The organism is Bdellovibrio reynosensis (genome assembly GCF_022814725.1).
In the GTDB taxonomy this organism is placed as follows: domain Bacteria; phylum Bdellovibrionota; class Bdellovibrionia; order Bdellovibrionales; family Bdellovibrionaceae; genus Bdellovibrio; species Bdellovibrio reynosensis.
Genome location: NZ_CP093442.1, coordinates 1,552,787 through 1,567,452, shown reverse-complemented (window position 1 = coordinate 1,567,452; position 14,666 = coordinate 1,552,787). Strand labels below are relative to the sequence as shown.

The following is a 14,666-nucleotide window of genomic DNA, read 5'->3' as shown; positions in this document are numbered from 1 at the left end:
TGTGTTTAAAGTTCTTCTTTTTTCAGCTATTGTTTTTGCAGCAAATGTCAGTTCGGCGCAGTCAGAACCGGAAAGCGCTCCAGTTCAGAAAAAGCATCTTCATGGTTTGGCGACAACCACGATGGGCTTTGACGATAAAAAAGGAAAAATTGAACTGCACGTGAATGCAGAAGCCATATATGGCTTTGAGCACGAAGCTAAATCTAAGAAAGATAAAGCCCGCAAAGAAAAAGGCCTGGCAAAGCTTGAAGAAAAAATTGCGGACATGATCGTCTTTGATAAATCTTTGAACTGCGAAATCAAAAAAGAAATTTTTGAAGTGAATCAAGAACGCCGCGCCCACGCCGAAGTGATTGCAGAGTTTTCAGTCACTTGCACCGCACCAGTGGCGGGCACCAGCGTTGAATTTAATTTTCAAAAAGCCTTCCCACGCATTAAAACAGTGCAGGTGGATGCGATCGTTGATTCAGTTCAAAAATCAGCAGAGATCACTAAGAACGGAGAAAGTCTTGAGCTCAAGTAATATTCTGGTAGAGATTCGCGATTTACAGTTCACTTATCCCGGGCAAGAAAACCCGACATTGCGAATCCCAGAATTTTCCGTAGTCCGTGGGGAGGAGTTGTTCTTATACGGCCCCAGCGGAACCGGTAAGACCACTTTGCTTGAGCTTTTTTCCGGGGTTTTAAAGCCCACATCTGGCAGCCTTAAGATCCTAGGTTGTGACTTCGTAAAGATGAACGATGCTGAACGGGATGCCTTCCGTGCTGAGCACATGGGTTACGTGTTTCAGAATTTCAATTTGATTAATTATCTGACTGTTCAAGAAAATATCGAACTTCCCATTCACTTAAGCCCCGCACGCAGAGCTAGATTAGGCAGCGTGGATACAGCACTTGTGATCCGAGCGCTATGTGGAAACTTAGGCATCGGTGACCTATTAGGAAAAAAAGTAGGGGAGTTAAGTGTTGGTCAGCAGCAACGTGTGGCTGTGGCCCGTGCCCTTTTAGGTAAGCCCGATTTGTTATTGGCCGACGAACCAACTTCAGCATTAGATACTGATCACAGAGAGAAGTTCTTAAAGTTGATGTTTGAACTCTCTGATCTGTACGGCACGACTGTGGTTTTTGTTTCCCATGACCGCAACATTGAAAAACTTTTTTCACGCTCCATCTCGTTAGACTCAATTAATAAGGTTGTGTAATGGTTTTCCTAAGTTTAGCCCTGAAGTCTTTAAAGAACCGCTCGTTTGCTACAATCTTAACTGTGATTTCTATTGCATTAAGCGTGATGCTTTTATTAAGTGTCGAAAGAGCGAAAAGAGCGGCTGAACAAGGGTTCACTCAAACCATCAGTAAAACTGATTTGATCGTCGGCGCTCGCAGCGGACCACTGCAATTAATTTTGTATACAGTGTTTAACATGGGAAATGCGACCCACAATATTTCCTATGAAACCTATGAAACTTTAAAAAAGCATCCGGCGATTGAATGGACTATTCCCTATTCTTTAGGTGATGGTCATCGCGGGTTCCGCGTTGTAGGAACGACTGAAGATTTCTTTAAGCACTATCATTATCGTGGTCAGCAGAAAGTTAAAGTTGCCCAAGGGATTGAGTTTAAAGAACTGTTTGATGTGGTATTGGGTGCCGAAGTAGCAAGAAAATTAAACTACCGCATCGGTGATAAAATCGTAGTTACCCACGGGGTAACAAAAGGTGAGGGGATTCAAGATCACGGTGATAAGCCTTTTGTTGTATCGGGAATTTTAGCTTCAACGGGTACACCACTAGATCGTGCTATCTATATGCAACTAGAAGGCATGGAAGCGCTGCACGTCGACTGGCAAGAGGGTGCAGCACCGACAAAAGATAAAATTGTGCCGGCACATCAGTTGAGCAAAGAAAAACTTCACGTTCACAGCATCACAGCGTTCTTCGTTGGGACTAAATCAAGAATTGAAACTTTAAGTTTACAAAGAGAACTGAATACCTACAAAGGAGAGCCGCTTTTGGCGATTATTCCTGGTGTTGTTCTTAGCGAACTATGGCAGGGCCTAAGCTTTGTTGAAGGTGTCCTAAAAATTATTTCGTGGATGGTAATCGCTGTGGGTTTCATGGCGATGTTAATCGCTTTAACAACATCACTAAATGAACGCCGCAGAGAAATGGCGATCCTAAGAGCTATCGGCGCTAAGTCAGGTCAGATTGTCGGTTTGTTGGTGTTTGAATCAGCGCTATTGACGTTGCTAGGAATTGTCCTTGGTACTGCATTAGCGTTTACCTTAGCACTCGTACTTGGACCGTGGATTGAAGGGGAGTTTGGTCTTTACCTTGCTGGCCCAATATTCATGTGGAAAGAGCTAATGTATCTTGGGATCACCTTCATCGGTGGAACTTTGATTGGTTTGATCCCGGCACTAAGAGCACAAAATCTAGCGCTTAAAGATGGTCTGAGCGTTAGATTGTAAAAATATTTAGTAGGTAGTTTAGCAATGTAAAAACGGCGCCCAGAGCGCCGTTTTTTTTGCCCAAAAAATTAGGATTAAAATCCTCGATCCTACAAGTAAATCTGAATAATTAAATTTAAAAACCCTGAATCATAAACCTAGCAAGACTTTTTCTTGGAGAGTGGGTTTGGTGCGCCTGCTGAACAGAGGGCTTTGCCGGCGCATGGATGCGCGAACCGCAGCAAAGCTGCGGCGGCAACTGAGCCCGGACGGCGTCCCTCTCGTAGAGCAGGCGCACCAACCCCACTCTCCAAGAAAAAATCCCTCGCAAGGACCCAAGACCTAAGCAGCTTTAACTTTCACTTTATCTGCAGATTCCGCTTCGTAATCAGAGTAGGGAGTTTTCACTTCCACCATTGTTCCGTCTTCTGCTTTATAGCCACGGACTTTGAACATTTTAAGCGCTTCCGAGCGGCCTTTTACTTCCGCAGCACCAGCAAGTTCATATTTAAAGTCTTCGCCAATTCTTTCAATAACAGTATCACTAATAAGTAAGTCAGCACCGAAAGCTTTCGTCGAAGCTTCGATACGGGAAGCGGTGTTCACCGTGTTACCGATAACCGTATATTCCATACGCTCATCAGAACCGATGGTTCCTGAAATTGCATTTCCGGCATGCAAACCCATTCCGATGTTGATCGGGGGTTGGTCACGGGCAATTCGTCTTTCGTTTAAACCTTCAAGGGCACGGCGCATTTCTAAACACGCGCGGACCGCCATGTGCGCATCGCGATCAGAACTTTTAGGAGCACCCCAAACGGCCATGATCGCGTCACCGATAAATTTATCCACGACACCACCATGGGAGTTGATGATTTTAACCATTACGCCAAAGTATTCATTTAACATTTCAACGACTTCTTCAGGACGACGTTTTTCAGAAAATGCGGTGAAACCACGGATATCCGAGAAGAAGACCACAACCTCTTTACTTTGACCGCCAACTCCGATGTCCTTGTTGATCAAATCCTCTGCTACAGAAGATCCGTGGAACTTCGAAAAAAGGCTTTTTACTTTATCACGTTCTTTAAGACCATCAGTCATGTGATCGAAGGCTTCCGCTAAGTCACCCACTTCGTCATGGGAACGAACAGCGGCGCGGGCTTTCACATCGAAATTACCCTTTGATACTAAGTTAATCATCTCTGCCAATTTTTCAATCGGGGAGGTCAGGGTCATAGAGAAGAGGAAGATAAAGAAAATCGCCATCGAGATCGCAGATCCGGCAACGAAGATCGCTCGTCGGCGAACCTCTTGGGATACCTCTAAGATTGTTTCTTCAGAGGTTTGCGAAATTACGGTCGCACCAAAAGAGGTTTTTACCGAAGCACCAAAGAAGTTTTTATCTGTGTCTGGATCTATAAACTTAGTTTGATATTGTGGTGATTTCGTCGTCATGGCCTTTTGCACGAATGGGTATTTCGCCATGCTTAAACGAGCCATCGCTTTCTGTTCGTCTTTATGGGCTAAAAGCTCTCCGGCACGATCAATTAAATACTGAGTACGCTCTGAAGGATCCGTGAATGGTTTTTCAAATGGAGCTAAAGTTACATCAGCTAAAGCGATATGAGTGATTCTGCCTTGGTCATCACGCACCAAAGGAATACCAATCGTGATCATCGCAGGAGCCTTCGGATAAGAAGCATTTTTTAATTCAACACTTCCGGTAGCCACACTTCTGATTGGAAATTTCTGCCAAGATCTTACGTGAATCATGTAAGTGGGGTTTAAGCCATAGGCTTTCAATGCATCTTCCTTTACACGACGGGCAATAGTTTCTACTTTTGAGCCATCAATCTTAAGAATTTCTAAAGCGATAAAAGTTTTATCTTTAGTGAAGTTGAAATCAAAATCGTCACCAGTTCCAGCATTCGCAGAAGTGCCCTTCATTAATAGGGAGCCAGTCACACGGGTTTTATCCACCAATGAAGTCACGATGTTTTCAATTTCTTTTGCTTTTGCCGCCGCTGATTCTAAGTTTGCGATGTCCACTTGCTCTGACGCTTTTTTCTCAAAGTACGAAGATGAAATCCAAGTGATGGTTCCAGTAGCCGCGACCAGAATTAAAATGGTCACGGTGATTAGTTTTGTTGAAATAGGTATTCTCATTACCATCTCCTGTCTACACTCCGGCTAGCCGGAGTAAGAACAACTAAAATGCCCACTCGGCAAAAAAGTTAATATAGTTACCAACGACAGTTGATTCGTTCACGTCACCATCTACGGCAAAGTTGGTGGCGCTAGGAACTGCCTTGTATTTCATTCTGTCTTCGCGTCGGGCATAGCCCATTAAGCCAGTAAATTTCGAATTAAATCTGTAACTTCCTAAGAATCCAAATTGAGTCGATACCGAGGGGCTCAGTGGCTGACCATTCGGGGTTTCAACTTTAATCAGTGAAAGATACATATGCATGTTCACTTGGATTCCTAATTTCGGAGTTAAAGAATACCAATACTCGCCGCCGAAATGAGGGCCCGCAGAAACGATTTTCAAATCTTGCGATTGTCCAGAAAATGGATCACCCACTGTTTCTGGAAGTTCTTTATAATAAGGACCTGCCTGGAATCTGAACTCGCCACGATCACCCATTGATTTTTTATAAACGCCGTTTATTTCTGCAGAAGCAAAGGTGTGAGTTTTGCCATTAAATGTAAAACCACTTAAATCGATAATGCTTAAAAATCCCCAAGGCGTATCCGGATGAAACCAACCAAGACCCATACGACCCGTACCACCCATCGCACTGTAAGCAACAGATGAATTGTTTTCTGGGTTGATTCCCGTAAATTTCATGTCGGTTAGAAGGTAACTTGCAATAGCGTAAAACCCAGTGACTCGATCAATGGATTTTCTTACTAGAGCCGTGTATTCCGCAGCCGGAGAGCGATTCCCGTGACGAACGTTAAAGGCTTGTTTTACTAAGGCGGAACTAGGGCGCATGTCTGATTTTGCTCGCACCGCTATTTGATATTTACCACCAGGCCAAGTTTCATCAAAAGGAATAGAGTCTTCTTGCGTATCATTAAAGACTTTGTATTTATCCCATTTTTTGTTTGCTGTATCATATTTCAAAACGTAAACGTCGTATTTCGAAGCGTAATCAGGACGGCTCCATTTCACTTCACGAACGAATTCACTTTCTGGCTTGTCAATTTTTGGATTTTCTAAAGGTTTACCAAGGATAGAAAATTGGCCAACAGATGTGGCATCACTTTGAATGCCTTCTTTGTTGTTAGCAGAAATTTTCCAGGTGTAATTCATGGCTACGGGTAATTCCATTTTGAAATTAGGCTCTGTCAAAGTTTTAGAAACTTCGGTTTTGCCATCTTCAGAAGTTAAAACAAATTGGTATTCATCAGCGCCGCCCACTGGGGCCCACTGAAATTCCATTTTTGCTTTTTCAGTTTCTTTGCTGCCAATTTTCGCGCGGGCAGGTGGGTATTTCAAAACTGCAGTTTCTAATCCCACGTTGAATTCACTTGGTTCTGACCAATCACCCGGCACATTTCGATAATCGCGGGCACGCAGTTTCATCATATATTTACCAGGGGTCAGTTGTCCGTTCCAAGCCGCTTCCTTCACTTTAAAATTAAAGGTTTTGCCACCTTCGGACTTAGCCTGTTGAAGTTCGATTTCATAGGTTTTTGCGCCTTCGATTTCTTCCCACTCAAAGTTCACTAAACGGCGATACGGTGCCGCCCAGACCACTGCAGTCCAGAAAGTGAAAATTAAAATAAGGAAGCTCGTCATTAAACGCATCAATTGACCTTAATCTTTTTCAAAGTCGGAGCTTTTAATCCTGATTTATCAGGCACTAATAGTTTTCTAATAGGCCCCACTTCGCTTGAGCGACCGTGGGTGTCCATCGCCGTTAATTCAAGATCGTATTCACCAGGTAAAAGGTTTTTTAATGAAGTCGTTGTGTTCGTGTACTTAGAGCGCTTCAACTCTTTTCCTTGTTTGCGAATCACTAACCAGTATTCTTTAGCACCTTCAACCGGGTTCCATTCTAGCTGAGTTTTTCCATCAGATGCCGCTTGAAGATTTCCTTCAGCCGGTAAAAGCTGTGGTGATTTCAACAGTGGTAACACTGCAAGCGTCAAAGGTTGTGACGTTGTTGTGCCAAGAACTTGACCGTCTTTATTTAAAGCTTCAACGGAAGCAATGTAGCGACCTGGTTTAGTCACGGGTGCCTGGACATTAAGATCTTTCACTTCAAGACTAGTTGCTGAAGATGGATCGGCATTTTCTTCTAATAGTTTTACGCGGTAACTATTCACGTGCTCGTTTTTATCAGTCTTCCAACTTAAACCCACTTTTGGATTTTGCACGAAGTATTGAGAATACTGAGCTTCTGGCATTGTGAAGTTCACTTGAACAGGAATAATCTCTGCTTGAACTTTCACTTGTTCTGCTGGTTTGACAGTGAACTTTTGAACTTTACCTAAAATCGGTTTATCGGAATCGGTGAAGTAAGCACCCATTCTATAATAGTAGGTTCCGGCATCCAAAGCGGGCAGGGTGAATGCTTCATCACTAGCAAAAGATTTTGAAGTCAGTTTTTGTTTTAAAGCGGCATCTTTCCAAACTTCCAAAGTCGTTTGGCGAGTGTCATCACCCTTTTGCCATTTAAATGTCACATCAAACGGCGTTGCCGTTGCAGGGATTTCTGCATCTGAAAGTGGGAAGACCACCGTTGGAGCATAACGAGCTAAAACTTCCGACTTATAAATCGTACTTTCAGCCACATTTTTTCCGTCGGGTGTTGTTCCTACTAACTTCCAGTAGTGGCGGCCAAAAGGTAAATTTGCAGAAAGCTGGGACTGATTTAAATCAGATTTAGCAACCTCTTTAAGTTCCTTTCGGCTAGATCCTACCCACAAGGAAACTTGAGTATTTGCAGGAAAGCCACTCCACTGGAATTGCACTGGCTGTGGAGCTTCAGCATCCATGGCGATTGGTTTTTGTGGCAATGGGGCAAGGATTTTAATTTCTGTTGTCGCAGAAGTTAAATCTTTGCTTTTACCATCAGATCCTTTGATTGACGCTTTACCTTCTAAGACTTGGACATCAACCGAGTTACCTTTACCTTTAGATAAAGAGGCCGACGCTTGGGAAAGATCAACTTTACCGTTAGCAGAGTTTAACACCAGGCCTGGAGCATCTTTACTGTCGCCACCAGCTTTGGCATTAACGAATAAACTACCTTCCATAAGATCAAGGGCGATTTCACCTTGGGATCTTTTAATAACGATCAAAGATTCTGGTTCCAGATCCAAGTAACGATCTGAATCTACGAACTGAATGCGCACTTCGCCTTTTTCACTGGTACGGATCGCTTCACCATTATAAAGAGGCTCACCTGTGTTTACGAGTTGCCACAAAAGACGGGAAGCAGGACGACGTTGAATGTCTTCAACAACTTTACCAACATAGGCCAAAGGCTTTTCATTGCCATAGGAGGAATTAGAATTGCCAGTTGACTGGTACCAATACCAAGTCACAGCAAACACAGATGACGAGCTTAATGCTGCGACAAGCAAGCGTTTCCACTGTTTTTTCATTAATCCTCCACAATCTTTTTTCGGAGGAAATGTCGGCTTGTTTAATAGAGCAAAAGTCCAGGTCCTTCTTCAATATGCCAAATAGTTTTTTGACTCACAGTCGAAAGGCTAGTGCAAAGTATGTGAATTAGTCTAGAATCTTGCGGATGGATAATAACAAGAACTATATCACTCCCGAAGGTCTTACGAAATTAAAGGACGAATATCATCAGCTCATGCACGTTGAGCGTCCCAAGGTGGTGGAAGTAGTGGCGTGGGCGGCAAGCAATGGCGATCGCTCGGAAAACGCCGATTATCAATATGGAAAAAGACGTTTGCGAGAGATTGATCGCCGCGTTCACTTCTTAACAAAAAGAATAGAAGATGCGGAAGTTGTGGATCCGAAACTTATGAAGGGCGGCACGGTTCTTTTTAGCGCCACCGTCACTGTGTCGGATGAAGATGGTGAAGAACAAGTTTATCAAATTGTCGGTGAAGACGAGCTTGACCCTAAGAGGGGCAAAATATCTTGGAAGTCTCCTGTCGCTAAAGCGCTGCTTGGCAAAAAAGTGGGCGAAGAAGTGCGAATTGTAAAACCCGCTGGGGAAGAATTCGTCACGATAGAAAACATCGAATATAAATAGGTCTGAAGTTCTTGCATAGCATGGTCTTAGTCGTTGAACTTGTCCGCAGATTTTAGGACACTTTCAGGCATGGAGGGGACCATGACGAATCTACGCCATCTATCGCTATATGTCTTGACTGTCCTTGTGGGATTTTCATCATTCAACGAAGCTCACGCTAAAAGAAAAAATAAATTCCAAGAGCCAGCTCCTGAACCTTTAAACATCTCTTTAGTTGATGATACTGCCAGCGATACCGATATTGTTAGAGCGGTGAACGACCGTCGCCGTGTGAACTTCGTAGAGGGCGGCAGTCTGACAGTTGTAAAAGTTCTGCCTGACGACAGAAATGGAAGAGAGCACCAAAAATGGGTGGTTCGCCTTTCTAATGGTCAAGAAATGCAGGCAGTGTATAATTCAGACATGTGTCCCCGTGTTCCCGTCAAGGCAGGTGATGTGATCGCCATGGGCGGAGAGTTTATCTGGACTAATAAAGGCCCGTTACTTCATTGGCTGCATGGTGATCCCCGCGGAAATAGAACTGATGGATATGTTTATCTAAAAGGAACTTACTATTGCAAAGACTTGAACTGATTCCATTAAAAGCACCATTTTGGGCTGACAGCGGTCACGGTCAGACTTTGTGGGCGCATTTTTTAAGTTCGCCAAAGTTAGAATACCTAGGTAAAAATTTTGAAGTCGATCTTCCTGACGGGGATCGACTTTTTTGTTTTTATAAACCAGGCACAAGTCATCTAGTTATCAGTTTGTTTCACGGTTTATCTGGTGACGTGCATGCCGATTATATGCAACGAACGGCTTTATTGTGTGAACAGCTCGGACATTCGGTTGTTTTAGTAAATCATCGCGGGGCTGGCCATGGATTTGCCCACGCTCGTCATCCTTATCATTCAGGCCGTGCTGAAGATGTGTCAGCTGTACTCGCCAAATTGCGTGAAATGTTCCCGGGTAAAAAGCAAATTGCTGTGGGTTATTCCATGAGTGGAAATATGCTTTTGTGCCTGTTAGGTGGTTTTAAAGGCCATGTGAAGCCCGATGGAGCCATCACGGTGAATGCGCCTTTAAATTTAGCTAACGGTTCAAGAAATCTTAAGCAAGGGTTTAACAGAATTTATGATTTAAGATTCGTAAACCGTCTGCGCAAAAATATTCACAAAAAACATCGCCACGGTCTTATCGACAAAAAATATAATATTCCCCTGTGGTCGACAGTGTGGGATATGGATCAGATTTATACAGCCCCAGCGGGGGGCTTCAAAGACCGTGAAGACTATTACCAGACTTGTTCATCGATAAATTATATTTCAAATATTGATGTGCCGACCTATGTGCTTTCAGCTTTGGACGATCCGTTTATTATGGCCGAAGATTATTTGAATGCACAATTTTCAAAAAGCGTTCAGGTGCATATCGAAGCGCGGGGCGGGCACTTAGGTTACATCCATTCAGATAAAACACCGCTTGGGACCAATCGTTGGCTTGACTATTATCTGCACGAAGCTTTTAAGGCTTTAGAAAATACTCTTCGCTAAAAGATAGAATCGTTCTCGCCACAAATGAAAATTGGTGGCAGCCCCAGAATCATGGACTGGAACCTCGATGATTTTCATATTCAGTTTTTTTGCCGCTTTTAGCAGTGGTAAATTTAAATACCACCCTTTAAGCGATTTTTCTGACAGATCTTCTTTTATTTCTTGAAAGACTTTTTTGCGAATACCTAAGGATTCACAAAGTGGATCTTGTAAAGAATTTTGCATCTTCTCTTTAAAAATGGGATTAAAAAGATGCTCTAGCTTGTGACGAGGAGTTGCAGCAGCGTGAAACGGGCTTTGTTTTTTGGAAACTCTTTCGCCGCTGCAAATATCCACTTCGGGAGTTGTCATAAGATTCTGCAAAATTTTAAATTGGTCACCGAACGGGGTTGCAAGGCTTGCATCAAGGGTTAGCATGTATTCAGCCTCTGCGTTAGAAAGACCTGTATACAAACTCGCAGCTCTTCCCAGACGGCTTTTGTTTTCAACCAGTTTGATTTTTTCTTTTTCATTAGCAACGCCCAAGGCCGCTTTAAACTCTAAGAGTTTTTCATGGGCCTGGGGTTCAAACACCGCAACAAGTTCATAGTGCAGAGGAAATTTTTGAAAAAAGCTGCGCAAGTCAGAAATAAAAAGATCTGGCTTTGAGTCTTTATCAAAGTAAACAATGAAAGAGCAATGCGGGGTTGACACAGAAGATTCCATCTTTACGATAAATACCAATGAAAGACTTTAAGGTCACGAAATACCATCGCGCCTTTTTATGGCTCGCATTGCTTTTTTTGGTGATGTGGACCCGCTTTTTTCATTTGTCGGCAAAGCCCATTCATTTTGATGAAAGTATCAATGGATGGTTTTCTTTGCAGATCTTTAAAGGTCTTTATAAGTACGATCCTAATAACTATCACGGCCCTTTGTATTTTTATTTATTAGCAGGCTTTGAAAATCTGTGGGGGCGGAGTCTTGAAGTTCTTCGCGCGGCACCCGCAGTGTTCAGCGTGCTAAGTGTCGTGCTTTTTTCTTTCCGACCGTTAAGAAATCAAACTAGTCAAAATTGGCTGATTTTTTTCTTAATTCTAAGTCCCGCCTTTATATTTTTTGGCAGATCGGGCATTCATGAAATGCCATTTGTATTTTTTCAAATTTTGCTGATGGTGGGCGTAATCAGATGGCTTGAGATAAAAGATACCAAGGCGCTGGTTCTGGTGCTTTTTGGAATCTGGGGAATAACGCTTTTAAAAGAAACCTTTGTCATTACGCTATTTTCTATTTTTATCGCCCTTTGCACTTTAGGTTTTGCGTGGTGGAAAGATTTAGCAAAACAAATCGCGAAGATTTGGAATACGCAATTAACATGGTTAACCCTTATTCTTTTGTTTCTTTTCGCTCAGTTTTACACAAGCTTTTTCACAAATGCGCGCGGACTGATTGATTTTATTAATTCGTTTTTACCATGGGCAAAAACCGGCATTCATGGACATGGGCATGACAAAGAATTTTGGTTTTGGCTCGGCGTTTTATTAAAAGCAGAGCCTGTCGCGTTATTAGGCGTGATCATTTCTTGTTTCACGATATTTAGCAGATCAGCACCATTACGAGCCGTAAGCATTTTTTCACTTGTTCAGTTAGTGGTTTATTCAGTCATTCCTTATAAAACCATCTGGTGCCTGCTAAGTCTTGTCTGGGGATTTTATTTTGTCTTGGCCTTTACGTTCGTTGAAATCAAGCGCGTAAAGCTAAGAAATCTGTTGATCGCCATTACTTTATTTTTAAGCCTGTTTAATATCCTTAGTGCTTTTAACTCTTCCTATCGCAAGCCTTTGCAGTTTTCCCATCCTTTCTTTTACGTAAATTCGACATATGCTGCGCAAGACTTGCAGAATTTAATCTTAGAAACGGCAAAGCAACATCCATTGCTTTTGGAAGAACCAGTGCAAATCGGTATGGCAGAACAATGGCCATGGCCGTGGACCTTGCGTCACTTCACAAAGATTAGTTATGATTTATGTGGAAAAAATCTGATTGCGACTGCAGCTATCTATATGTGCGAGCAATCGGATATGTCAAAGGTAGAAGAATTTGTCGGGGATGATTACTGGAAGATAGAGCTTCCCATTCGCCAAGCGCGGGGGAACTCTATCATCTATTTGAAGAAAACTTTTTTTAAAGAGGAACCAAGGATTAGTAATGAATAAAAAAATGATTTCTGGTTTGCTACTTTGCAGTCTTTCCGCTTCATCTGTCTTAGCACAAGTGCAGACGGTTCACGTGAGTAAAGATATCCCATCAAAGAAAATCGTCGATCTTTATCAAATTATGTCCAACCAAGAGCCTAAAAACCTAAAACCTATGGCGCGTTTAAAGGACCATGAAATTCATCTACGCTGGTCTGAATGTGCAAGCCTGGCACCGTCAGTTTTTGCGATCAATACTTCTTTACGCGGATGGATTGGGCTGACGTGGTTGCATTGTATATCAAAGCAGCAGAAAAAGAAAAAAGACGTCGCTGCCTTGGAAAGAGCCCTTGGCACCTTGCAGGGGAATAAGCATCTTTTCACAGACGGTCCGTGGTCAGTAGATTTAGCGCGAAACTATTTAGCTTTGAAGCTAGAGCACTTAGATGATCTTGTCGGAAGAAAATTGGGCAAAGCCTCTGATTTAGAAGAACTTTTAGCTGGCCCCTTTGAGCTGTCAAAAGATCAAAAGTCCAAGGTTTATTCTTTATTAGGAGATATGGCTCTTAATAAGTCCGATACGGCGCAAGCTCAGTTCTTTTTTGAAGAAGCGCAAAGTTATAAAGACACTTCGTATATTGAAGACCGTTTGGATTTCATCGAAAGAACAAAGAAGAAGGCCGATGCCGTCACTGAAAGTTCTGCAGAGCTTCCGCCAGTTCCTAAAACCGTTGTTGTTGATCCGGAGATCAATCTTGAATTAAAAATCCAACAAGATCTAAAGCGCGGTGATCCGACCGCGGCAGTGAAATCTGCTGTCACCTTGTTAAATCAATTTCCTGGCAGTTCCCAAGCAAAACGAGTGAAGGATAAGCCTTTAGAGATTTACAATACATTATCAGATGATTTTAAAACTCGAGCGTTGGCAGAAATGGGCGAAGCGGATTCAGTTCGTCTGTTAGAGTGGGCGCAAAGCCTGCATCGCCGTGGCGATTACAGTGCTAGTTTGCACTTTGCCTCTAAATATTTAGAAAAAAATCCCGCTGCAGAAAAGACAACAAGTGCCCATTGGATTATCGGTCGGTCTGCGCATTTTGTTGGTAACTATGATTTGGCATTAGAGCATTTTCAAAAGTTGATCTCGTTCCATAATGGCTCAGATGAATCTTCAGAGGCTTTGTTACGAGCAGGGTTGATTTATTATCGTAAAAAGGATTTTCTGACAGCAAGTACTCACTTTGATCGCTTGTTTCAGCAGGATAAAGACAAATATGATCTGAACGCGCAGTACTGGCTGGTTCGCTCTTTACAAGCTTTAAAGGCAGAACGCGCTAAAGAAGTCGCGGAAAAACTTATGCAGCGCTATCCTTTTTCATACTATGGTTTGCGTCTGCGCGCAGAGTCTGAAAATGGAAAACTAAAATGGCCCGAGGTGAAAGAAAAACCAAAAAACACGGCCGAGGGTTTTTATTTGGTGGGAAAACAAAAAGACACTTGGAAAAGATTTAGCATTTTATCTGATGCAGGGTGGGTGGTGGAGGCTCATTATGAAGTTCCTAACCTGCCATTTGTGAAAGATCCGACGTTAAAGATTAAAATGGCTGAGAAAATGGCAGAGCGCATGCAGTTTTTTACGGCGATTCGTTGGACCAATGATGCTTTGGAAGCCGACCCGTTGCTGCGCCAAGAACAATTTATTAAGTTCGCCTATCCAAAAGTATTTGAAGACGTTTATAAAAAAGAAGGGGAGCGCTACGGAATTCATCCTTCTTTGTTGCGCAGTTTGACTCGGCAGGAAAGTGGTTTTCATTTACAGGCCGTTTCAACTTCGAACGCCTTGGGATTAATGCAGATGATTCCCTCGACAGCGCAAGAAGTCGCGCGCAAATTAAGTCTGCGCATCGAAATTCCGGAAGACATGTTCAGGCCTGAGATCAATATTCCGATGGGTTCTTCTTATGTGTCCCAGATGTTGGTCCAGTTTCAGAACAATGTGCCGTTTGCGCTCGCAGCTTATAATGCAGGTCCCCATCGTCTGAAAATTTGGATGAATAGCAGAAGTGAAATCAGCGAACTTGTCACTCGTCCCAGCGGTGAAGTGCTTGATGAGGTGTGGTTTGACGAACTTCCATGGACAGAGACCAGCTTTTATGTGAAAGCCATACTCCGCAACGTTTTGCTCTATCGTCTCGTCGAGGATAGGGAAATCTCTTTAAAACCCGTCTTATGGCAGGATTTGCTGTATAAAAAGGCAAAATAAGGGAGA

Annotated in this window: 12 protein-coding genes; 8 read left to right on the top strand and 4 right to left on the bottom strand. The window is 42.9% G+C overall.

Features of this window, described 5'->3' with window-relative positions; all coding sequences use genetic code 11:
- Window position 1 precedes the first annotated feature (1 nt).
- The 3 genes from MNR06_RS07255 to MNR06_RS07245 are packed head-to-tail and all read left to right on the top strand — an operon-like array spanning window position 2 to window position 2,467.
- Complete coding sequence (locus MNR06_RS07255) at window positions 2–523, top strand: ZrgA family zinc uptake protein (RefSeq protein WP_243540549.1); 522 nt, start codon at window positions 2–4, stop codon at window positions 521–523.
- Complete coding sequence (locus MNR06_RS07250) at window positions 510–1,202, top strand: ABC transporter ATP-binding protein (protein ID WP_243540548.1); 693 nt, start codon at window positions 510–512, stop codon at window positions 1,200–1,202. The genes MNR06_RS07255 and MNR06_RS07250 overlap by 14 nt, the downstream gene beginning before the upstream one ends.
- On the top strand, window positions 1,202–2,467 hold the full coding sequence (locus tag MNR06_RS07245; RefSeq protein WP_243540547.1) for an ABC transporter permease: 1,266 nt from the start codon (window positions 1,202–1,204) through the stop codon (window positions 2,465–2,467). Before MNR06_RS07250 ends, MNR06_RS07245 begins: the two co-directional genes overlap by 1 nt.
- A gap of 321 nt (window positions 2,468–2,788) precedes the next feature.
- On the opposite strand, the gene MNR06_RS07240 is transcribed toward MNR06_RS07245, so the two are convergent.
- Genes MNR06_RS07240 through MNR06_RS07230 form a run of 3 tightly spaced genes read right to left on the bottom strand, consistent with a single transcriptional unit; the run spans window position 2,789 to window position 8,071 of the window.
- Complete coding sequence (locus MNR06_RS07240; RefSeq protein ID WP_243540546.1) at window positions 2,789–4,615, bottom strand: adenylate/guanylate cyclase domain-containing protein; 1,827 nt, start codon at window positions 4,613–4,615, stop codon at window positions 2,789–2,791.
- Between the two features lie 43 nt (window positions 4,616–4,658).
- Entirely contained in the window at window positions 4,659–6,266 is a 1,608-nt protein-coding gene (locus MNR06_RS07235) for a fibronectin type III domain-containing protein (protein ID WP_243540545.1), read from the bottom strand.
- Entirely contained in the window at window positions 6,266–8,071 is a 1,806-nt protein-coding gene (locus MNR06_RS07230) for a FecR domain-containing protein (RefSeq protein WP_243540544.1), read from the bottom strand. The genes MNR06_RS07235 and MNR06_RS07230 overlap by 1 nt, the downstream gene beginning before the upstream one ends.
- 146 nt (window positions 8,072–8,217) lie before the next feature.
- Between MNR06_RS07230 and greB the strand changes: the two genes are divergently transcribed.
- From greB to MNR06_RS07215, 3 genes are all read left to right on the top strand, one after another.
- Window positions 8,218–8,694, top strand: a complete 477-nt coding sequence (gene greB, locus MNR06_RS07225; protein ID WP_243540542.1) for a transcription elongation factor GreB — start codon at window positions 8,218–8,220, stop codon at window positions 8,692–8,694.
- Window positions 8,695–8,775: 81 nt separating this feature from the next.
- Window positions 8,776–9,267: a DUF3465 domain-containing protein gene (locus MNR06_RS07220; protein ID WP_243540541.1), complete on the top strand. Its 492-nt coding sequence runs from the start codon at window positions 8,776–8,778 to the stop codon at window positions 9,265–9,267.
- Complete coding sequence (locus MNR06_RS07215) at window positions 9,249–10,226, top strand: YheT family hydrolase (protein WP_243540540.1); 978 nt, start codon at window positions 9,249–9,251, stop codon at window positions 10,224–10,226. The genes MNR06_RS07220 and MNR06_RS07215 overlap by 19 nt, the downstream gene beginning before the upstream one ends.
- On the opposite strand, the gene MNR06_RS07210 is transcribed toward MNR06_RS07215, so the two are convergent.
- On the bottom strand, window positions 10,206–10,931 hold the full coding sequence (locus tag MNR06_RS07210) for a glycosyltransferase (RefSeq protein WP_243540539.1): 726 nt from the start codon (window positions 10,929–10,931) through the stop codon (window positions 10,206–10,208). The two genes, MNR06_RS07215 and MNR06_RS07210, sit on opposite strands and share 21 nt — an antisense overlap.
- Before the next feature lie 17 nt (window positions 10,932–10,948).
- Between MNR06_RS07210 and MNR06_RS07205 the strand changes: the two genes are divergently transcribed.
- Both MNR06_RS07205 and MNR06_RS07200 read left to right on the top strand, forming a co-directional pair.
- On the top strand, window positions 10,949–12,421 hold the full coding sequence (locus MNR06_RS07205; protein ID WP_243540538.1) for a glycosyltransferase family 39 protein: 1,473 nt from the start codon (window positions 10,949–10,951) through the stop codon (window positions 12,419–12,421).
- Entirely contained in the window at window positions 12,414–14,660 is a 2,247-nt protein-coding gene (locus MNR06_RS07200; protein WP_243540537.1) for a transglycosylase SLT domain-containing protein, read from the top strand. The genes MNR06_RS07205 and MNR06_RS07200 overlap by 8 nt, the downstream gene beginning before the upstream one ends.
- Window positions 14,661–14,666: the final 6 nt, after the last annotated feature.

What these genes read in the sequence shown, in the direction of transcription:
- MNR06_RS07245 (WP_243540547.1), top strand. Translation starts at nt 1,202, where the DNA reads ATGGTTTTCCTAAGTTTAGCCCTGAAGTCTTTAAAGAACCGCTCGTTT.
- MNR06_RS07240 (WP_243540546.1), bottom strand. Translation starts at nt 4,615, where the DNA reads ATGAGAATACCTATTTCAACAAAACTAATCACCGTGACCATTTTAATT.
- MNR06_RS07235 (WP_243540545.1), bottom strand. Translation starts at nt 6,266, where the DNA reads ATGCGTTTAATGACGAGCTTCCTTATTTTAATTTTCACTTTCTGGACT.
- MNR06_RS07230 (WP_243540544.1), bottom strand. Translation starts at nt 8,071, where the DNA reads ATGAAAAAACAGTGGAAACGCTTGCTTGTCGCAGCATTAAGCTCGTCA.
- greB (WP_243540542.1), top strand. Translation starts at nt 8,218, where the DNA reads ATGGATAATAACAAGAACTATATCACTCCCGAAGGTCTTACGAAATTA.
- MNR06_RS07220 (WP_243540541.1), top strand. Translation starts at nt 8,776, where the DNA reads ATGACGAATCTACGCCATCTATCGCTATATGTCTTGACTGTCCTTGTG.
- MNR06_RS07210 (WP_243540539.1), bottom strand. Translation starts at nt 10,931, where the DNA reads ATGGAATCTTCTGTGTCAACCCCGCATTGCTCTTTCATTGTTTACTTT.
- MNR06_RS07205 (WP_243540538.1), top strand. Translation starts at nt 10,949, where the DNA reads ATGAAAGACTTTAAGGTCACGAAATACCATCGCGCCTTTTTATGGCTC.
- MNR06_RS07200 (WP_243540537.1), top strand. Translation starts at nt 12,414, where the DNA reads ATGAATAAAAAAATGATTTCTGGTTTGCTACTTTGCAGTCTTTCCGCT.